Here is a 20,947-nt window from a genome sequence, read left to right on the forward strand (position 1 = left end):
AACGTCCAAAAACTGTCATTGCGAGCGGAATGAAATGGAGCGAAGCAATCTCAATACCTGGCGATCGCTTCATTCCGCTGGCGCTGCATTCGCAATGACAATTGGGCATTTTTTTACTTGGAATACTCTTATTAGTAAAAATAATTCGAGATGCAGATTTAACTAAAGATGAACTGATAGAACTTTTAAATTAGTTTTTAAGGAGAACTTTCCTTATTCCCTAAAGTGATATAATAGAATAATTAAAACTGCAAGGTGAATTTCTATGGTAACTCTAGCACCTACTCACAGCGACACTCACACCAATAGCGTCATTCTCCATCATATTTCCTGGCAGACATTTGAACGAATTTTATTAGAAACAGGTGATGATCGCCATAACAGATTTACTTATAATCAGGGAATCTTAGAAATTATGACTCCATTAATGCCCCATGAACATAATAACCGTTTGTTACAAAATCTAATTATTGTTTTAGTTGAAGAGTTAAATCTCAATGTCAAAAGTACAGGTTCATTAACTTGCAAAAGAGAAGATTTAGCTAGAGGTGTAGAACCTGATTCTAGTTTCTATATTCAAAATGAACCAATCATGAGAAATAAAACCAGTTTAGATTTAACTCAAGATCCCCCACCTGATTTAGTAATAGAAGTTGATTATGCTAGTTCTTCTATTGATAAATTACCCATTTATTTAGCTTTAGGTGTTCCTGAAGTGTGGCGTTATAATGAACCTGTAATGCAAATTTATAGTTTATCTGAGGATAAATATATTCCTTGCAATGGTTCACCAACCTTTGCGAATTTACCTTTAAATACAGAAGTTCCTCAGTTTTTAGCTTCTAGTTTACAAGTGGGTGAGGTGTCAATGATTAAGAATTTTCGGAGTTGGTTAAAAACACAAATTTCCTGATTAAATTAAGAAGTCGGAAATCTGGGTATTATGTTTTTTAAGGTTGAGTTATACCCAACACGGCTTATTTGTTTGGCTGACAGACCCACCCTGAAATGAATTATGGCTTACGCCACGCTACGCTATCAGGGCTAATAGCTAAAGTTTACTAAAGTAAACTAAACAAGTTCAAAAATTTTCTAGTTCTTTTAGTCATCTTCAGATGACTTCTGCTATGAGACTGGGAATTCATTCCCAGTTGGGTTATGGGTTTGACGTTAAGTTGACACCATTAAGCATTGCTAAACCCCTACAAATCTAGAGTTTTCGTGATTTTACTTTCATTCCATGTCCCAATCGTTTTGAGTATACTTATTGCTCGGCTTTTATTGCTCAGGGGGTACAATAATATGATTTAATGGTAGAAAGGCAACTTCTCGATTAAACAGAATTTTGAATTTTTATGGATATCGCGCCTAATCAATCATCAACTCAATTTTTATCTTCAGAAGAATCCGCTCAAGTTGACGCGGCTTTGTTATCTTCTCCTGAGAAGTTTTTAACTAGATTGACAATTTCTTCTTTGCGGATTTTACAACATATTGCCAAGGAATATGATGTTCCTATTGAGGAGTTGACAACTAAGCAAATTATTACTTGGTTTGAAATTGATGCCAAAGTTAGAAGAGAGAAAGGGATTGAGGAAGCATTTCTAAAGTGGTAGATTTAATTAAGATTATCTAACTTAAAGCTGATGTTTTTTAGTTGAATTCTAGTTAGAATGGGGCAGGTAGGATGATATCTAAATCTTAACTATTACCAAGTAAATAGCAAAAAATAATCATCTTTACGCAATTGGAGTAAAATAACTGCAAATTGTGGATAAGAGTTGAAAATAATAATATGGCAATCTCTGATACCCTCGAAGAATCAAAGCTTTTGCGTCTCGGTCGCTGGTTTAGTAGTCTGCGTGGCGATTTGACGGGAGGATTAACAGCAGCAGTAGTCGCTTTGCCTTTGGCTTTAGCTTTTGCTGTAGCCAGTGGAGTCGAACCAAAAGCGGGACTCTATACTGCTATTGTTGCGGGAATTGTGGCGGCCATTTTTGGCGGTTCTCCAGTCCAGATTACCGGACCAACGGGGGCAATGGCCGTGGTTTTGGTGGGAATTGTTGCTAAATACGGGATTGAGAAAGTTTGGATTGCTGGAGTAATGGCTGGTATGATCCAAATTGCTTTGGGTGTGGCCAAACTCGGACAGCTAGTGAAGTTTATTCCCTACCCAGTGACAGCAGGTTTTACTAATGGGATTGCTGTCATTATTTTTTGTGGTCAATTAAATAATTTCTTTGGTTTAAAACTACCCCGAAGTGAACATTTTTTGCCGGGAGTTTGGCAAAGTTTAACTCATGTAGAAGCTTTAAATTGGGCAGCAGTGGGACTGGCAATTGTGGTAATTGTCACTACAGTTTTGTGGCCGAAGATTAATAATACCATACCCGGTTCTTTGGTGGGGTTGGTGTTAGCGACGGGAATAGCTAGTTATTTTCATCTGAATGTTCCCACAATTGGGGCAATTCCGCAATCTTTACCCATGCCCCAAGGGATTCCCCACTGGAATGATTTTAGTGTAATTCGAGAACTAATTAATCCAGCTTTGGCTTTGGCAGCATTGGGAAGTATTGAATCTTTATTATCAGCGGTTGTAGCTGACGGTATGACGGTCAGTGAGAAACATAATAGCGATCGCGAATTAATTGGTCAAGGGTTAGCAAATATCATTGTCCCATTTTTTGCTGGTATTCCTGCCACAGGGGCAATTGCGCGAACTGCGGTGAATGTCCGTTCTGGTGGAAAAACCCGACTATCTGGAGTAATTCACGGCGTGGCATTAGCCATTATTGTTCTCACTTTAGCACCTTTAGCAGCGCGAGTTCCCCTAGCCGCATTGGCAGGAATTCTCATGGTGGTGAGTGTGCGAATGATTGAATGGGAAGCCATTGGTTTGTTAATGCGGGCTACCTATTCTGACTTTGCGGTGATGATTTTGACTTGGTTGGTGACAATCCTATTTGACTTAGTTCTCGCTGTAGAAGTAGGATTAATTGCTGCCGGTGCTTTGTTCATCAAACGTATGAGCGATTTGAGTTTGGTGAAGATTCCCGAAACCGAAGTATTCCCCCCCGGTACTTCCCTGGAATTGGGGAAAGAAATTGCTGTTTATCGGGTAGATGGTCCGGTATTTTTTGGGGCTGCGGAGAGATTTGCTACCTTTATTCGAGATGAACCAGAGGTAAAATACTTAATTCTGCGGTTGCGGTTTGTGCCAAATATGGATACCACTGGGTTAGTAGCGTTAGAGGATATTTACCACGACTTAGAACGCCATAATTGCCGTTTAATTCTCACAGGTTTACAACCGGAAGTTAAACAACTGCTAGAACGTTCAGGATTATTAGAAACTATTGGTTTATCAAATTGTTTTGAAACAACCACAGATGCTATTTGTTCTATTTCTCCCCAGATTGTCGGATGTTTGCAACCGAGCGCAACTGATTTAAAATCAAAAGAATTGATGGAATTAAATGACTAATTCAGAGGGAACAGGGAACGGGCAACAGGGAACAGGAAAAACTCATGTTTAAAAACATGAGATTGAAATAATGACACTGTTTTTTTCGTGCTACGCATCTTTTAAAAACATCCTTTTTTTGACTGAGCTTTAAACTTGTGCAAATGAGTGTTTCTTATTTGCTCCCAGTTAAGAGTTCCCTGTTCCCTGTTCCCTGTTCCCAGTTAAGAGTTCCCTGTTCCCTGTTCCCTGTTCCCTGTTCCCTTCTTTTGTAAAACATGAATAAAAATATCAATCAGTGTCTTTGTTGTTCTAGTCGTCGTCATTTTCTGAGATCTTTCCTTCCGGGAGTAATAGCCTTTACTGTCCTGCAATCAGCGCAATCAGCTAAGGCCGAAGTCCATCAAACAAAAGCGTTAGTTCTCAGTTGTATTGACTTTCGGTTTTTAACAGCAGAACAGTCTTTTTTAAGGAATAAAAATTTAACTGATAAGTATGATTTAACAGCTTTAGCAGGTGCTTCATTAGCTTTAACAGGATTCCCCCACCCATCTGATGCTGAAGCATTTTGGGATCAGTTAGATATCTCCTACAAACTCCATCATATCAACAAAGTTATTATTATTGATCATCAAGATTGTGGGGCTTATGCAATGATGATTGATCCTAATTTAAGTAAAGATCCAGAACGAGAGTTGCAAGTACATACAGATTATTTAAATCAAGCTTATTCATCAATTTGCGATCGCTATCCTGATCTTAAAGTTGAACTGTATTTTGCAACTCTCAATCAAGGAGAATTCCAACAAATTTTACCAAAACTTTAAAAATGGAACATCTTTAATCCTTTCAATCAAGAATTGTAATTATTAGTTCTAGAGGTGGTACGTGCGCCGGCAACTGCTCCTACTAAAGCAGTAAGTAAACCTAATAAAGAACCAAAAACATAAAACCACAAAGTTCTCGAAGTAGCAGCAGCAACATCACGAGTTTGTTCAGCAGTTAATATCGGTGCATTTGGTGCTATGACATTACCTTGTTGCTGTAGTTGATTAATAACTTGTGCTGCATTATAAGCCACTACCCCAAAAGCGCCCCAGACTCCATTTGCTAATAGAAAAGAGCTAAGTGCTAAAGTTGTTGCCCAAAGAATTGCCCCGTTGAGTATTGCTGTATCTCGGTGCATGGGTCCACAAGCACGGGTAGTGATCCAAGCACCAATAAATAGGGATAGTAATAATGCAATTGTTGACCAAATTCCGACATTACTAATAATAGTAGGGGCAACTGTTCTTGGTGCTAAGGAGTCAGCAATTCTCCCTGCACCAAGGGCGCTAAAAAATGAACTCAATATTAATTGAGTTGCTAAAGCCACTAACACACCGGAAACTATTGGACCCCAGCGCACTCTGTCCCGATATTCAGTGACTCTACTAGCTATCAAAGACTCAGAAGGACTTATTTCCTCACCGACTCGATTTACGTATGACATAGCTATTTTCTCCCTTGCTATTGCGGCAAAGTTGCTTATATTTTGGATATTTTTCCTGAAAAATCTTTGGTTTTGAATTTTTTCTTATAGCAGTTAAGTAGGTGAACACAATAAAACCAAACTGTGTAAAGAAACGTAAAATCGCCCAAAACCTCTTTACTCTTGCCTTTTGCCTCTGGTTACTGAGCGAAGTCGAAGTATTGCCTTTTGCCCTGCCATAACGACAATTTTCAACGCCAACCTACTTATCTTTAGGGTGCAATACAATCGAGTGAGGGAAAACCCCTACAGGCTTTACGATTTGCTGACTGTATCTCACCAAGAGTGCATACCGCTATATCAAATCTTTTTTATGCCCATGTTTAAAATTAAATCGCTAATTATAATTCTCAATCTCTATCAATAGAAAGAGTTGTTTACCCTTTCTTTAGTTATAAATTGGCTAGATGAGAAATGTTTGAAAATGGCAAAATTATCAAAATATTAACGAATTTTGACGGCTGTCTCTGTGGCTGTAATTACTAATAAAACACCAGATTGATCAACATTAATTGTCCCAGTATCAACAGCAATACCGACAACAGCATCTGCGCCTAAACGTTGCGCTCTGTGTTCTAATTCCTCCATTGCTTTCCGCTGCCCTTCTTCAAAGAGAAGTTAAAAGCATACATTTATGGAGAAATTAGATGACCATAGCCAAATTCAGGGGGAACCCTCGTTCCACACTCCATTATACCTGCAATTTTGTGTAATTTATCAGTATTGGTTGGCGAAAGGATTAATTTATTGTTATAGTTATGAAGATGTCAAGTAATTTTAATAAATTATTAATATTCTATAAATGTGAATAAATACAGATTACAAAGATCAATATTTTTGTTTTAATGTACTAATAAAAACGGGTTAAGAAAATTTAGGAAAATTTACTATGTACAAAAAAACATCAGTCCTGTTAACTGCCTTATTATTAGGATGTTTATTTACTAGCACACCTGTAGTAGCAAAAGCTGATGTCCTACTGACACAGGTGAATAATCCAGAGTTGAAAAACTTGATAGATGAGGGGAAAAGACTGGTAGATTCTAAAGATTATAATGGAGCGATCGCTATTTATCAAAAAGCCGCAAAATTAGATCCCAAAAATGAAAGAATTTATGCTGGGATTGGCTACTTATATACTCAACAAGGCAATTTCACCTCCGCTTTAGATGCTTATCGTCGAGCTATTGCCATTAATCCTAATAATAGTGATTTTTACTATGCTGTTGGTTATCTTAAAAGTAGTACAAAAGATAACAAAGGCGCAAAAGAAGCTTACCGTCGGGCTATCCAGTTAAATCGGAATAATCTCAACGCTTATTTAGGATTAGGAGTTGCTCAAACTAGCTTAGGTGATTATCAATCAGCCATGTGGGCTTATGAACAAGCAATTAATTTGGATAAAAATAATCCCCGCACCTATGAGTTAATTGGTTCTATGTTTAAACAACGACGACAAACGACACAAGCAAACAAAGTTTTCAAAAAGGCATTAGATTTATATCAGCAGGGAAATGACGCGGAAGGTGCTGCAAGAATACAAGCAATGCTGCAAGAAATAGGCGGTTAGAATCAATTAAAAATAGGGACATGGTATCAAAATTTTTACCATGTCCCTACTTTTATGATGGAGGAAAATCTTCAGTGTTACCAAGCTGCTTTACCTTTTTTATATATTTTCCCTGTTATGACACCACAAAAAGATCAAAGATTATGAGTAACGAAACCTTACAAGCAAGTCGGGAATGGTGGTCACAAAGATGGTTAGATCTACTAGATTCTTACCGATTTAAAAAGCGATTAGAACGGGCAAGAAATTATTCTCGACAAGGAAATGTTCTCAGTATTAAATTTAAAGCTGCGAAAGTATTAGCGAGAGTACAAGGTAGTGAAGCAGAACCTTATAAGGTTTCTTTATCTCTTGATGCTTTTAGTGATGAAGAATGGGGTTATGTGGTGGAAACTATGTCCCAAAAGGCGATTTTTGCGGCTAAGTTATTAGCGGGAGAAATGCCACAAAATATTGAAGAAGTTTTTATCAGTAATGGTTTATCGTTGTTTCCCTTTACTCTTACTGATGTTCACGGTAAATGTTCTTGTCCTGATAAGGCTGTTCCTTGTAAACATATAGGTGCAGTATATTATCAATTAGGCGATCGCTTTAGTGAAGACCCCTTTGTATTATTTCAACTACGTGGACGCACCAAAGAGCAAATTATCAGCGACTTACGCCAATTACGCAGCACTAAAAATGTCGAGACAATTCAGGAAACATCGGCAATTCAACCAGAAGTTTCTGGAAATAAATATCCCGTTAAAATAGATGATTTTTGGCAATATAATCAGCCGTTAGAATCGTCTTTAGTAGTAATTTCACCTGCGGTTAGTGAAACAGTATTAGATACATTAGGGACAATTCCTTTAGCAAAAGATGAAGAAAATCCAACTAATTTACCTGCTGGTGAATTGGTGATGAAATATTTAAAATCCCTTTATCAAGATGTCAGTCAAAAAGCTTTTTTAGCAGCGATGAATGTAGGGAGATGAATATTTTTAATTATTTCTGATGTACCCATTCCCTAACAGCCTTCCTAATTGACCGTCTACCATTTGCCCGATTTTGTTCAATTATTTTTGGTAAATCCCGAATTTCTAAACTAGGAAATACTGAACTTTTCTCGGATTCTAGATATTCCCCAGCTTGCAAAAGATAGATTTTCAACTCACCAGGATCATAACACCAAATTTCAGAAACTCCCAAACGAGCATAAATAGGAAAACGGTCTAAAGACTTACTCGTAACATCAATTTCTAAAGCTAAGTCAGGAGGTGGATCTTTTTGCAAATCTAAATCTAATCTACCTCTAACTAATGGTTCATTTTGAAAATAAAAGCAATTATCTGCCTCTATTCCTGCCATTTTGCGTTCTTTTTTCCAGGTAGTTGAACCTAAACTTTCATAGTCTAAATCCAACTCTTCAGCGATATCTTTAACTGCATCACTAATTACTTCTTTATATTGTTCGTGTTCTGGTAAAGGGGTCATAATTTCCAAATTTCCATCATCATAAGCCACCCTAGCAGCCCGATTTTCTCCCAAATCTTGGAGAAGACTTTCAAACTGTTGCCAACTGATGTTATGAAGTATGACTCTATCAGCGCGATATTTGGTGATGGTCATTTGTATATCTAAGAATAAAATACAAGTTAATTTAATTATAGCAACTGGTATAGAGGAAAATTAAAAGTAGAATTTATGCAAATGTGATACTAAACATCTCTTTTAGGGTGCGTCAAGGTTGATAACTCAGTAACAATAAACATATTTTCAACATCTGACACACCCTAAATTGTCAACTAGAATTGGTAAGAAATACCAAGAGAAAAAACAGGATAAACACTTAACCAATTCAGATCGCTTTCTTGTTTTTTCCTTTCTGCTTCGATGTTAGTATTAATTTCCTGTTGTAAAGCAGGCGTTGCATCTGGACCAAACCCAGGTGTTAATGATACCTTTGGGGAGCCAGCAAACATTACACCTAAATTTGTGGAGAATCCCCAATGTTTACCAGGCTTCACAGCATTACCCCAACCCAGTCCAATATATGGTGCGACACTATTGGGAAAGGAAACTTTAGAGTTCAATGATGTAAGCACAGTTGTGCTGTTATAGTCTTTGTCATTGATCCTAATGGTCACACCATTCTTGGGTTTCCCAGTTCCTTCCAAATTATTATCTTGAAATACCAAACCTCCGGTCAAATGAAAACCACCATTTTTCCAAGGTAGGTAGTCAATTAAGGTAGACACATTAAATAGGTTGAGGTTAGCCTTATAATCAACATCGGACAAGCTAACATCTCTACTTATACCTAAGCCATTAATGCCTAATTTAGCATTGACATTAGGTGTTATGGACTTAGTGACTGTTGCACCAACACCTAATGTACTAATTTCAGGTGTAATTGCCCAACCGCTAGTTTTTACAGGAGTTTGGCTTGCTTCTTCGGTAGGTTTAGATTCTTCTGGCTGTGGTTTTGATGGAGTAGAACGCTCAGTACAGCGAGAATTTAAAGGATAACTTTTGCAAAATATATCTAAATCCAGTGGTCTTTTTGCCAGTAAATCACCAGCACTATAACTGAAAGTTCCTGGTTGAGGATGAGTTTCAGTTTTTTCAGGAGTGATTGATGTGGCAATAACTTCATTTGTAACTGCTGGCTGAGTAATTGATTCTGCAACAACTTCCTCAGCAATAACAACTTGATTTATTGATGTCCCCATTACCAAACCAGCAGCAACTGTCAATACAGAAGTGCTGAACTTTAGCTTATTCATTACTTGACCCTTAGTAAGATTTATTTGTTACATTGTATATTAGCAGCAATGTTTAATTATTGTAAGTACCTGTGCAAAATTTATTTTAAATTTTTACTCTTGCTTAACAAAGCTTAATGTGTGAACTTACACAGAAAAATACAAAAAAAGCCCTTGCGGTTAGGCAAGAGCTATCAAAAGCATTATATTGTCAGTAATTAAGCCTAGAAAAACCTAGTCAAGGTCAGGCATAAACATTGCTGGTTCTGTTTCACGGTTAATACCCTTCTCAAAACCACCAGCAGCAGCCCGGGCGCGACCTGCGTGCCATAAGTGACCAATGAGGAAGAAGAATCCTAAAACGAAGTGTGAAGTCGCCAACCAAGCACGAGGAGACACATAGTTGAAGGAGTTAATTTCCGTAGCCACACCACCCACAGAGTTCAAAGAACCCAAAGGCGCGTGGGTCATGTATTCAGCAGCACGACGAGCTTGCCAAGGCTGAATATCATTCTTGATTTTTTCCAAATCAAGGCCGTTAGGTCCACGAAGAGGCTCTAACCAAGGACCACGGAAATCCCAGAAGCGCATGGTTTCACCACCAAAGATGATTTCACCAGTAGGAGAGCGCATCAAGTATTTACCTAGACCAGTGGGACCTTGTGCAGAACCGACGTTAGCACCCAAGCGTTGGTCACGAATCAAGAAGGTTAAAGCTTGTGCTTGAGAAGCTTCAGGACCAGTAGGACCGTAAAATTCGCTGGGGTAAACGGTGTTGTTAAACCACACCATAACGCAAGCGATGAACCCCATTAAGGAGAGCGCACCTAAGCTATAGGATAGATAAGCTTCACCAGACCAAATGGAGGCACGACGTGACCAAGCAAAAGGCTTGGTGAAGATGTGCCAAATACCACCGGCAATACAAGTTAAACCAATCCAAATGTGACCACCGATAACATCTTCCATGTTATCAACGCTAATAATCCAGCCTTCGCCACCGAAGGGAGCTTTGATTAGATAACCGAAGATGATTGCAGGGTTGAGTGTGGGATTAGTAATCACACGCACATCACCACCACCTGGAGCCCATGTATCATAAACTCCACCGAAGAACATAGCCTTCAGCACCAATAACAACGCACCGCATCCCAGGATGATCAGGTGGAAGCCGATGATGTTGGTCATCTTGTTCTTGTCTTTCCAGTCATAACCAAAGAAGGCAGAATATTCTTCTAAGGTTTCAGGACCACGAACGGCATGATAAATACCGCCAAAGCCTAGAACTGCGGAGGAAATCAGGTGAAGTACACCGACAACGAAGTAGGGGAATGTATCAAAAACTTCACCACCTGGACCAACGCCCCAACCCAGTGTGGCGAGGTGAGGAAGCAGAATCAAGCCTTGTTCGTACATAGGCTTTTCTGGGATGAAGTGAGAGACTTCAAATAAAGTCATTGCTCCAGCCCAGAAGACGATTAAACCAGCATGGGCAACGTGAGCGCCAAGTAGTTTACCAGACAAATTGATTAAACGGGCGTTGCCGGACCACCAAGCGAAGCCGCTTGATTCTTGGTCGCGTCCACCACTAATAACTCTATTAGAGAGCGTTACCACGTGGAAGTACCTCCTCTGGGAATACGAACTGTTCGTGGGGTTGATCTTGAGGAGCCATCCAAGCGCGGATACCCTCATTCAACAAAATATTTTTGGTATAGAAAGTTTCAAACTCTGGGTCTTCTGCTGCCCGTAATTCTTGGGAAACGAAGTCATAAGCCCGCAGGTTTAATGCTAAACCAACGATCCCAATGGAACTCATCCACAAGCCTGTCACAGGGACAAACAACATGAAGAAGTGTAACCAACGTTTGTTGGAGAAAGCAACTCCGAAAATCTGTGACCAGAAACGGTTTGCTGTCACCATGGAGTAGGTTTCTTCAGCTTGGGTGGGGTTGAAGGCGCGGAAAGTATTTGAACCTTCACCGTCTTCAAATAGGGTGTTTTCTACTGTGGCACCGTGAATGGCACAAAGTAAAGCTCCACCTAAGATTCCTGCTACACCCATCATGTGGAAGGGGTTAAGTGTCCAGTTGTGGAAACCTTGTAGGAATAAGAGGAAACGGAAAATTGCGGCTACTCCAAAGCTAGGTGCAAAGAACCAGCTAGATTGTCCCAAAGGATACATCAGGAACACGCTGACGAATACGGCAATAGGACCGGAGAAAGCAAGGGCGTTATAAGGACGAAGACCGACGAGACGGGCTACTTCAAATTGGCGTAACATGAAGCCAATCAAACCGAATGCGCCATGTAGGGCGACGAAAGGCCACAAACCACCGAGTTGAATCCAACGGGTGAAGTCACCTTGAGCTTCAGGACCCCACAGGAACAACAGGGAATGTCCCATGCTGTTGGCTGGTGTGGATACTGCTACTGTTAAAAAGTTAGCTCCTTCTAAGTAAGAAGATGCTAGTCCGTGGGTGTACCAGGAGGTGACGAAGGTTGTACCGGTTAGCCAACCGCCTAATGCGAGGAAGGCACAGGGGAATAATAATATTCCTGACCAACCTACGAATACAAAGCGATCGCGCTTTAGCCAGTCGTCTAATACGTCAAACCACCCTCTACTGGGGGCGCGTCCAACTGCGATGGTCATTTACTAAAATCCTCGTTTTTACTAAAATTTCAACGTTTTTTAAGCAGTGTTTCAGCAAGTTTACTGATTTATATCATCTGCCCGTGAGGAATTAATTCAACGTTTTTTTTCAATCCTAGCAGCTTTACAGACGCTAAGATTGTGAGAACTGATTGCTTGACAAAGTGATCATTTCTCATAAGGATACCATGAGACTAGGCTCAGGGTGGTCTGGTCACTACGACTTGCTTGATTACTCTTGCAAGCTCAGTCCCTTGAGGGCTGGGTTACTGACAAATTATGATATGATCGGCTACCGTTAACCAGCAATCTAGGTTTTGGTAACGTAATGATTCTTAACTTATCACATTAGTCAGAATTTGGGCTGGATATAGAACAGGAAGTTAAATATTTTCTATCAATATCAGAATTTTAACAATTTGACACAGATTTTCTCATAAATCTTCGTAGGGGCGCAGGGCCTGCGCCCTAAATTCTCTGAATGGCCTGCGCCCTAAATTCTCTGAATGGACTGCGCCCTAAATTCTCTGAATGGACTGCGCCCTAAATTCTCTCAATGGCCTGCGCCCTAAATTCTCTCAATGGCCTGCGCCCGGAAATCCTGCAAGTTGAGGATAAAATTCATTGTCATCTCTTCGATAACTTGCAATCCAGACTGCTTCAGTGGCAGACTTGAGAAAGATAGTCCAAGGTAGTTTAATGACCGTATCAACAACAATTAATAAAAGCGAGAACATCCTCTCTCAAAAGGTTCTTGGTTCACGTCGGTTTAGTAACTACTGGTGGGCAAGTATTGTGACTATGGGAGCCAGTGGTTTTTTCTTAGCTAGTATTTCTAGTTATCTCAAAGTTAATTTACTCATAGTTACTGATGCAACACAACTAATATTTGTCCCTCAAGGATTGGTGATGGGACTATATGGTGCTGCTGGCTTGCTATTAGCTACATATCTATGGCTTGTAGTTCTATGGGATTTAGGTGGTGGTTATAATGAGTTCAATCGGGAAACGGGGACATTAAAAATCTTTCGTTGGGGGTTTCCCGGAAAAAATCGTCAAATCCAAATTGACGGCAGGATTTCAGATGTACAATCTGTCAAGATTTTGATTAAGGAAGGTCTGAATCCTCAACGCGCTTTATATCTTCGGGTTAAAGGTAGACGGGATATTCCCCTTACACGAGTAGGTCAACCCTTATCTTTGGCAGATTTGGAAACCCAAGGTGCGGAATTAGCTCGTTTTTTAGGAGTATCTTTAGAAGGACTCTAGGAATTTTGGATTTTGGATTGGTGAACAATAAGAATCAGATCCCCGACTTCTTAGAGAAGTCGGGGATCTGAGGTCAAGTTATTTTCACAATTTAAAATCCAAACTTCAGGAATGGGCAAGAACAAATTAAGATATTTTGATTAATGCAGTCACTAACAATGCGGTTTAAATTTCCACAATTTTTTGTAGTTCTATTGATGATTGGCGCTTTAACTTTGGGAGGATGTGCGAGTAATACAACATCGTCTAGTGCATCCCCAACTGCGACAGCTACCTCAGACACGACTACTAGTGCAAAAACAGTATCGGAGACTATTAGTGAGAGTGTTCCTGGAATTAAAGGTTTACCACGTCTTCAAGGTAAGGCTACGGTGGTGATGACGGTGAAGCGTGGAGAAGTAGTTAACCCCACACAAATTGAGATTGAAATAGATGGGACAAATGCGCCAATTACTGGCGGTAATTTTGTGGATTTGGTTCAAAAAGGTGTTTATGACGGTTTAGCATTCCATCGTGTTGTGCGCGAACCTCAGCCCTTTGTAGTTCAAGGTGGAGATCCACAAGGTAAAGACCCGAAATTTCCCGAAAGTAGGTTGGGAACAGGTGGTTATATTGATTCTAAAACTGGGAATGAGCGACGGATACCCTTAGAAATTAAACCAAAAGGCGCAAAAGATCCTATTTACAGTAAGACTATTACTGAGAAGCCTGTGTTACAACACAAGCAAGGAGCGATCGCTATGGCTAGATCACAATCCCCGGATTCTGCTTCTTCTCAATTTTACTTTGCTTTAGCAGATTTATCGTTCTTGGATGGTAACTATGCCGTGTTTGGTAATGTTACTAAAGGTTTTGAGGTAGTTAACAAAATCCAGCAAGGCGATCGCATTGAGTCTGCTAAAGTCACGAAAGGTGCAGAAAATCTGAAAATTCCTCAGTAGTTAGTTGTCAGTTGTTGATTTGTGATTTTATAAGTATTCTGACTTCTGACTCCTGACTCCTGAGAAAGGGCGCAGTCCCTGCGCCCCTACCTCCTGACTCCTCAGTTATTATCTAAAATCTAAAATTGGTTAAAGTTGTTGTTACTGGGATTGGTTTAGTTTCTGCTTTAGGTAAAAGCTTAGAAGATAGTTGGCAAAATTTATTATTAGGAAAAACGGGGATTAAATTACATCAAATATTTCCAGAATTGGGAATAGTTCCCCTGGGATTAATTGCTGAAAAACCCTCTTTATTAAATACACTCGCGGAAATAGTTGTTAATTCAGCCCTACAAGATGCCGAATTGGTAGCACCTTTGTTTGATTGTGCTGTAGTAATTGGTTCTAGTCGGGGTTATCAAGCATCTTGGGAGATAATGGCACGACAGATGTATCAGGAAGAGGCAGAATCAAACTTAGACAATTGGTTAAATACTCTACCGCAAATGAATGCGATCGCTATAGCCCGAAAAATAGGCTCAACAGCAGCAGTTTTAGCACCAATGGCTGCTTGTGCAACGGGAATTTGGGCGATCGCTCAGGCTACAATGTTAATTAAAACTGGGCAATACCAACGAGTAATTACAGGGGCAATAGAAGCACCCATAACCCCCCTAACAATTGCTGGATTTAGGCAAATGGGGGCTTTAGCCAAAACAGGTGCTTATCCCTTTGACTTACAGCGAGAAGGCTTGGTACTAGGTGAAGGTGGTGCTATTTTGATTCTTGAATCTGCGGAGTTAGCAGCCCAACGACAAGCTAAAATTTATGGAGAAATATTAGGTTTTGGCTTGACAGCAGACGCATATCATGGAAACTCACCAGAACCATTAGGTAAAAGTGCCATCATAGCCATTAAGCAATGTTTAGAACGTAGTCATATTTCACCCACAGACATAGACTATATTCACACTCATGGTACAGCCACCCAGTTAAATGACCGGATAGAAAGTAAAATTATTCAACACTTATTTTCACCAAAATTAGCGATTAGTTCCACCAAAGGTAGCACAGGTCATACATTAGGAGCATCAGGAGCTTTAGGTGTAGCCTTTTCACTCATGGCATTGCAACAGCAAATTTTGCCCCCCTCTGTAGGACTTCAGCAACCAGAATTTAATTTAAACTTCATCCCTTCAGCACAAGAAAGTAAAATTCAGCAAGTGCTATGTTTTAGCTTTGGTTTTGGTGGACAAAATGCTGTGATAGCTTTAGGGAATTAAGGATCAATCATGAAAGAACTAAGTAGGTGAACACAATAAAACCAATCTATGTAAGAGACTTCCAAATAAAAAAATGTCCCAAAACTGATGCAGAAATTCTCTCTCTGTGTACTCTGTGCCTCTGTGGTTCGTTTCTTAGGATAATTTATTTCTTGGAAGTCTCTAAAGAAAAGTAAAATCCCCCAAACCCTCTTCACTCTTGCCTTTTGCATGAGTGCCTCTTGCCTTGCCATAACGACGATTTTCAATGCTAACCTACTTAGAAATACTTAAAAACTTATATTCTCAAGACTTAGAAACCAGAAAAAACTGGTATTCTCATGTAGCAGAAACTTATAATAAATTCAGACCTCGCTATCCACAAGAAATTATTAATGGTGCTGTACAAGCAGCCCAACTTTCCAGCAAAGCTAATATTCTAGAATTAGGTTGTGGACCAGGAAATGCAACTTTAGCATTTGCTCAATTAGGTTTTTCTATGATCTGTCTAGAACCAAATTTAGCAGCTTGTAATTTAGCAAGAAAAAACTGTGAAATGTATCCACAGGTAGAAATACATCAGACAACCTTTGAAGAATGGGAACTAGAACCTGGAAAATTTGACGCTGTTTTAGCAGCAACTTCTTACCATTGGATTAATCCTGAATTTGGTAATCTCAAGATTAATCAAGCTTTACAGAATGATGGGTCTTTAATTTTGCTGTGGAATATGATACCACAACCAGAATATGAAATATATCAAAGTTTCCGAGAAATTTATCAAAAATATGCTCCAACCTTGGATAGATATGAAGATATAGAAACTCAAAAAGAGATAGTACAGTCTTTAGGACAAAAAGCTATTGACTCAGGTAAATTCAAAAATTTAGTTTCCGAACAAGTTGTCTGTAAGGCTAATTATTGTATGGATGACTTTATATTACTTTTAAGCACTTACACTCCATACTTAAAACTAGATATAGAAACTAGAAATTGTTTATTTACAGAATTACGAAGAAAGATTGAAAATAACTATGGAGGAAATATACAAATCGCCTATATCTCAGCCTTTCAAGTTGCCAAAAAAGCTGAGATATAGTTTAATTGATAGCCTTTCTTTTCATTTTCGGGAATGTGTAAATGAACTTATTTACACACCCTCTACCAAAGCACTATATTCATCTGCTGTTAATGTATCCTCATTCACTTCATCAGGGTCATTGATACGAACTTTTAAGAACCAACCCTCACCGTAAGGATCTTCAGTTACTTGTTCTGGATCATCTATTAAATCTTGATTGCGTTCTACAACTGTGCCAGTAACAGGTGAATTCAAGTCTTCAACAGCCTTCACGGATTCAATAGAACCAAATGTCTCTCCCTTGGTAATAACATCACCAATATCCGGCAGTTCCAAAAAGACAATATCACCTAATTGTTCTATAGCAAACGCAGTAATACCAATAGTGGCAATTTCTCCATCTAGACGAACATATTCATGGGAATCCAAGTATCGAAAATCCTGGGGATATTCTAAAGACATATCACTTTCTCTTCCACGTTAAAAAAATAGTGTTACAAGAGTAACCTAAAAGACATTATTCTTCAAAAACCTCAAAGATTATCAGTTAATAACACGATTCTTTGAGCGATAAAATGGGCGTTTCACAACCACCGCAGGGTAAGCTTTACCGCGAATTTCCACATCTAGCTGCTGCTTAAGCTTTGCTAATTGGGTGGGAACGTAAGCTAAGGCGATAGGATAACCAAGTGTCAGGGAGATAGTACCACTTGTTACTTCTCCTACGACTTGTTTAGATGATAATACGGGGTAGCCGTGACGAGGAATATTGCGTCCTTGTGTTTGCAAACCGACAAGCTTACGAGATATTCCTTGGGTTTGCTGCTGGATTAAAACCTCTCTGCCAATAAAATCACTTTTGGTATCTAAATGTACCAACCAACCTAAGCCAGCTTCTAGCGGTGTAGTGGTATCGTCAATATCTTGCCCATAAAGTGCCATTGCAGCTTCTAAGCGAAGGGTATCTCTACAACCAAGTCCGCAGGGAATAACACCAGCATTATATAAACTTTGCCACAAGTCTATCCCAACGGAGGCATCCACCATCACTTCAAAACCATCTTCGCCAGTGTAACCTGTGCGGGCGAGGAATGCGTGTTTGCCAAAAATGGTCGTTTCTAAATGCCCAAAAGCCTTAATAGGTGATAAGTCTGTTGTGACTAGGGATTGCAGATGATGAGTTGCTGTTGGTCCTTGAACGGCAATTAAGATTTTATCCCGTGATAGGTCTTGAAATTGAACTACATCAAGATCAAGATGTGCCAATAGCCATTTTTTGTCTTTGTCGGTAGTTGAGGCGTTAACGATGATGACTAGATTTTGCGTCCCAGTGCTGTCTGTATTTTGGTAATAAATAATGATGTCGTCAATGATTCCGCCTTGGGGGTTAAGCAATACGGTATATTGTGCTTGTCCAGGTTGTAACCGACTTAAATCGGAGGGAACTAAATACTCCAGTTGGGAAATCAGGTTTTTACCTTGGAGGGTAAATTTGCCCATGTGAGAAATATCGAACATTCCAGCGGTATTCCTAACGGCATGGTGTTCTTGGGTGATACTGCTATATTGTATGGGCATTTCCCAGCCCCCAAAGCTGGTAAATCTGGCTTTGAGTTCTACACCCATTTGATATAAAGGGGTTCGTGTCAGAGATTGGGAAGCAGGGAAATTTGGGGGGGTTTCCCCATGAGCAACTGGCAACGAGGTAATATTTTCTTGATTAGCCACAGGTAGTTATTTATATTGACGTTTACGTGCGATCGCATCTCAACATTTATCTATCCTACGAGATCGCTGTTAATTTAGCAGAAAATTACAAGCTGCATCCTTCCTGCGGTTTAATGATTAATAGTGGAATTGTTGAGATTTATTAAGCAAAATTATGAAGTATCGCTCAATCTTGGCTAGTGTGATTTTAGCTCTAGTATTGTTGGTGTTCCCCTTGTCAGCGCAAGCAGCAAGTTCTTCTAGTGTTACTAATTCTCTTACCAACAAGGGAGTCGGGGGGAAGGACTTTTCTGGACAAAGTTTAATTGGGATTGAGTTTACAAGCGTGAAATTAGAAAATACCAATTTTAGCGCTGCTGATTTACGTGGTGCTGTATTTAACGGTGTTTTATTGGATACTGTAAATTTTCATGGTGTGGATTTTAGTCAAGGAATTGCTTATTTATCAAGATTCAAAGATGCCGATTTAAGTGATGCAGTTTTTACAGAGGCGATGATGTTGCGTTCCACTTTTGATGCAGTTGATGTCACTGGTGCTGATTTTACCAATGCAATTTTAGATATGCTACAGGTGAAAAAGCTCTGTGTTAATGCCAGTGGTGTAAATTCTAAAACTGGTGTAGATACTCGTCAATCTTTAGGATGTAAGTAGGGTTTGCTGATAGCGTGGCGTGGCGTAAGCCATAAAAGTTGTCTGTGAGAGAGGGAACAGGGAACTCTTAACTGGGAACAGAAAAATCAGTTGTGTAATTAATTCTGTCCCATTACTTATTGAGTAGGGTGCGTCAGATAGAGGAAATCTGTTTTTTACCAAATTATTGGGTCTGACGCACCCTACAAGAGATAAAATCCCTGATGGGGGGAAATCATGGCTGAAAAGCTCATCCTGCAAGGATTTGAAAGAGAAGTCCATTGAAAAGATCAAACCAATTTTAGGATTAACACCAAGGTAAAATAGGGTTTTCCGAACGAAATTATTGACAATGGAATCAATAAGGGTGGAAATTGATCTGTATCTTTTTATGTCTAACAAGATTGAAAGGGTTACAGAGTCTTAGTTTCAAGGTACTTTGTCCCCCCGTCAGATAAAATCCACATGACATATTTAGAAAACTTTGTCAATGCGTAAGCCCTAAACTTTTGTTTCTTATCTGTTCCCTGTTCCCTGTTCCCTGTTCCCTGTTCCCTTTTTTTGTAATTCTTAAATTCTTGTATCTATGCTACAAGGATATTTTACAATTTTTATACCTTCTAGTCTGTGGATAATCCACATAAAATTCCATGTCTAAAAAAGCTGTATTATCTTATGTCGTAGATCGGAATACAGGTCTATGGAAAGCCTTAAGCGGTTGCAGTGCTTCCCAACAACAAATTTCCGGTTCTCAAGTTTACAATAGTGAGCGATTTACAGAAGCAGAATTACCACCACAGGTTGATCTGCGTCCTTTCATGACTTCCGTAGAAAATCAAGCTGGCTCTAACAGTTGTACAGCTAATGCAGTTGTAGGCGGGTATGAGTATATCATGAATCGTGTAGGAGAAGAAGTTGATTTTAGTCGTCTTTTTGTCTATTACAATGCCCGAGAGCTAGGACTAGAACATTTTGGTCAAGATAAAATTCAAGACCAAGGAAGTAGCATTACTTTAGCATTGATGAGTTTACAGGAAAAAGGTATTTGCCATGAATCAACCTGGGCTTATGAAGTTACAGACAATGGCAAAGTCAGAAACGTTAATACTAAACCAATTTATGATGCCTATGAAGAGGCTACTGAACTCCTAAGTGTTCCTGATTTCCAATGGGAAACCCCAGAACAAGTTCCTGTGGATCTTCATGCTATGAAACATTGTTTAGCAGAAGGTTATCCTTTTGTTTTTGGACTCACTTTGTTTAAGTCTTTTGATCGTGTTACCAACAAAGGAAGAGTTCCAATGCCAGATTTAGCCAGTGATGAAGGCAGGCAAGAACATGGTAAACACGCTATGCTTTGCGTGGGTTATAAAGATAGCGCTGAAGTCTTTATTGTCCGTAATTCATGGGGGGAAGAGTGGGGAGAAGAAGGCTACTGCTATATCCCTTATGAGTATATGACTAACCCAAATTTATGTTTTGAATGCTGGAAAATTAAAGGAACAACTGACTTCGATTTAACTGCGGATGTTTGGGTTGAAGAAGATGAGGATTTTGATGAAGATTTCTATGAAGAGGACGACGCAGAAGAAGCAAATAATTGTTATTTAACTCTTGTAGAATCTATTGCTGTCATTTGTTTGTGTGGTGCCTCTGTAGATGGCTTATCTGATGAAGAATCAGAGTTATTAACTGGACTTTATGAAACTTATGAAATTGATACTGAACTTCTTGAGGAGAAAATCCAGGGTTTAATGGAAATCGGCGGGCTTGAACTCCTTTACAATGCGGCTTTACAAATTATTTTGGCGGAAGATGCAGCAGAGGAAACTTTCCAAATGTCGGTTGAATTTGCTCTTGCTGATGAATGTTTTAGTGATGAAGAATACGAATACTGGACTAAGTTAGCACAAAACTTAGAGCTTGATGAAGATAGGGCTACAGAACTATTTAATGAGGTTTTAGAGGAATATGATTATGAAACCTTAGACAGTCTATTTTAATCTGGCTATAGAAACATTAATTAGAGGATGTTTGAAAAGTTTTTAATGTATATAGGGCTTACGCATTGACAAAGTTTTCTAAATAT

19 protein-coding genes and 1 pseudogene are annotated in these 20,947 nt (G+C 39.3%); 12 read left to right on the forward strand and 8 right to left on the reverse strand.

Annotation, left to right across the window (positions count from 1 at the left end; translation table 11 throughout):
- Positions 1–265 precede the first annotated feature (265 nt).
- From FJR37_RS19500 to FJR37_RS19515, 4 genes are all read left to right on the forward strand, one after another.
- The gene (locus FJR37_RS19500; RefSeq protein ID WP_168466887.1) at positions 266–913 is read left to right on the forward strand and encodes a Uma2 family endonuclease; all 648 of its coding nucleotides are present in this window, start codon (positions 266–268) and stop codon (positions 911–913) included.
- Between the two features lie 442 nt (positions 914–1,355).
- The gene (locus FJR37_RS19505) at positions 1,356–1,616 is read left to right on the forward strand and encodes a hypothetical protein (RefSeq protein WP_039200507.1); all 261 of its coding nucleotides are present in this window, start codon (positions 1,356–1,358) and stop codon (positions 1,614–1,616) included.
- A 179-nt stretch (positions 1,617–1,795) separates the two neighbouring features.
- Positions 1,796–3,484 (forward strand): SulP family inorganic anion transporter, encoded by a 1,689-nt coding sequence (locus FJR37_RS19510; RefSeq protein WP_168466888.1) that lies wholly within the window; start codon positions 1,796–1,798, stop codon positions 3,482–3,484.
- Between the two features lie 257 nt (positions 3,485–3,741).
- On the forward strand, positions 3,742–4,290 hold the full coding sequence (locus tag FJR37_RS19515; RefSeq protein WP_039200505.1) for a carbonic anhydrase: 549 nt from the start codon (positions 3,742–3,744) through the stop codon (positions 4,288–4,290).
- Positions 4,291–4,316: 26 nt separating this feature from the next.
- Here FJR37_RS19515 and FJR37_RS19520 read toward each other — a convergent pair whose 3' ends face one another.
- On the reverse strand, positions 4,317–4,955 hold the full coding sequence (locus FJR37_RS19520) for a hypothetical protein (protein ID WP_039200504.1): 639 nt from the start codon (positions 4,953–4,955) through the stop codon (positions 4,317–4,319).
- A gap of 483 nt (positions 4,956–5,438) precedes the next feature.
- A pseudogene (locus FJR37_RS19525) lies at positions 5,439–5,609 on the reverse strand (heavy metal-binding domain-containing protein); the annotation flags it as partial.
- 274 nt (positions 5,610–5,883) lie between these two features.
- On the opposite strand from FJR37_RS19525, the gene FJR37_RS19530 reads away from it, so the two are divergent.
- Both FJR37_RS19530 and FJR37_RS19535 read left to right on the forward strand, forming a co-directional pair.
- Positions 5,884–6,564 (forward strand): tetratricopeptide repeat protein, encoded by a 681-nt coding sequence (locus FJR37_RS19530; protein WP_053538238.1) that lies wholly within the window; start codon positions 5,884–5,886, stop codon positions 6,562–6,564.
- Positions 6,565–6,707: 143 nt separating this feature from the next.
- Positions 6,708–7,541: an SWIM zinc finger family protein gene (locus FJR37_RS19535; protein ID WP_039200500.1), complete on the forward strand. Its 834-nt coding sequence runs from the start codon at positions 6,708–6,710 to the stop codon at positions 7,539–7,541.
- Positions 7,542–7,551: 10 nt separating this feature from the next.
- Here FJR37_RS19535 and FJR37_RS19540 read toward each other — a convergent pair whose 3' ends face one another.
- The 4 genes from FJR37_RS19540 to psbD form a co-directional block, all read right to left on the reverse strand.
- Positions 7,552–8,175, reverse strand: coding sequence for a Uma2 family endonuclease (locus FJR37_RS19540; protein WP_039200499.1), 624 nt, complete (start codon positions 8,173–8,175; stop codon positions 7,552–7,554).
- 176 nt (positions 8,176–8,351) lie between these two features.
- Complete coding sequence (locus tag FJR37_RS19545) at positions 8,352–9,332, reverse strand: hypothetical protein (protein ID WP_168466889.1); 981 nt, start codon at positions 9,330–9,332, stop codon at positions 8,352–8,354.
- Positions 9,333–9,545: 213 nt separating this feature from the next.
- Entirely contained in the window at positions 9,546–10,928 is a 1,383-nt protein-coding gene (gene psbC, locus FJR37_RS19550) for a photosystem II reaction center protein CP43 (RefSeq protein ID WP_039200498.1), read from the reverse strand.
- Positions 10,912–11,967, reverse strand: coding sequence for a photosystem II D2 protein (photosystem q(a) protein) (psbD, locus tag FJR37_RS19555; protein WP_015080309.1), 1,056 nt, complete (start codon positions 11,965–11,967; stop codon positions 10,912–10,914). Before psbD ends, psbC begins: the two co-directional genes overlap by 17 nt.
- A 699-nt stretch (positions 11,968–12,666) precedes the next feature.
- On the opposite strand from psbD, the gene FJR37_RS19560 reads away from it, so the two are divergent.
- The 4 genes from FJR37_RS19560 (at position 12,667) to FJR37_RS19575 (ending at position 16,517) form a co-directional block, all read left to right on the forward strand.
- Complete coding sequence (locus FJR37_RS19560; RefSeq protein ID WP_027402431.1) at positions 12,667–13,236, forward strand: photosystem I assembly protein Ycf4; 570 nt, start codon at positions 12,667–12,669, stop codon at positions 13,234–13,236.
- Between the two features lie 158 nt (positions 13,237–13,394).
- Positions 13,395–14,177, forward strand: coding sequence for a peptidylprolyl isomerase (locus FJR37_RS19565; RefSeq protein ID WP_168466895.1), 783 nt, complete (start codon positions 13,395–13,397; stop codon positions 14,175–14,177).
- Positions 14,178–14,302: 125 nt separating this feature from the next.
- Entirely contained in the window at positions 14,303–15,439 is a 1,137-nt protein-coding gene (locus FJR37_RS19570; RefSeq protein ID WP_168466890.1) for a beta-ketoacyl-ACP synthase, read from the forward strand.
- A 247-nt stretch (positions 15,440–15,686) separates the two neighbouring features.
- Complete coding sequence (locus FJR37_RS19575) at positions 15,687–16,517, forward strand: class I SAM-dependent methyltransferase (protein WP_168466891.1); 831 nt, start codon at positions 15,687–15,689, stop codon at positions 16,515–16,517.
- Positions 16,518–16,568: 51 nt separating this feature from the next.
- On the opposite strand, the gene gcvH is transcribed toward FJR37_RS19575, so the two are convergent.
- Both gcvH and gcvT read right to left on the reverse strand, forming a co-directional pair.
- Entirely contained in the window at positions 16,569–16,961 is a 393-nt protein-coding gene (gene gcvH, locus FJR37_RS19580; protein WP_168466892.1) for a glycine cleavage system protein GcvH, read from the reverse strand.
- Between the two features lie 81 nt (positions 16,962–17,042).
- The gene (gcvT, locus tag FJR37_RS19585; RefSeq protein WP_168466893.1) at positions 17,043–18,227 is read right to left on the reverse strand and encodes a glycine cleavage system aminomethyltransferase GcvT; all 1,185 of its coding nucleotides are present in this window, start codon (positions 18,225–18,227) and stop codon (positions 17,043–17,045) included.
- Positions 18,228–18,381: 154 nt separating this feature from the next.
- Between gcvT and FJR37_RS19590 the strand changes: the two genes are divergently transcribed.
- Both FJR37_RS19590 and FJR37_RS19595 read left to right on the forward strand, forming a co-directional pair.
- Entirely contained in the window at positions 18,382–18,879 is a 498-nt protein-coding gene (locus FJR37_RS19590) for a pentapeptide repeat-containing protein (protein WP_039200493.1), read from the forward strand.
- A gap of 629 nt (positions 18,880–19,508) precedes the next feature.
- On the forward strand, positions 19,509–20,861 hold the full coding sequence (locus FJR37_RS19595) for a C1 family peptidase (protein WP_168466894.1): 1,353 nt from the start codon (positions 19,509–19,511) through the stop codon (positions 20,859–20,861).
- The last annotated feature ends 86 nt before the right edge of the window (positions 20,862–20,947 follow it).

The organism is Aphanizomenon sp. UHCC 0183, from assembly GCF_009712065.1.
In the GTDB taxonomy this organism is placed as follows: domain Bacteria; phylum Cyanobacteriota; class Cyanobacteriia; order Cyanobacteriales; family Nostocaceae; genus Dolichospermum; species Dolichospermum heterosporum.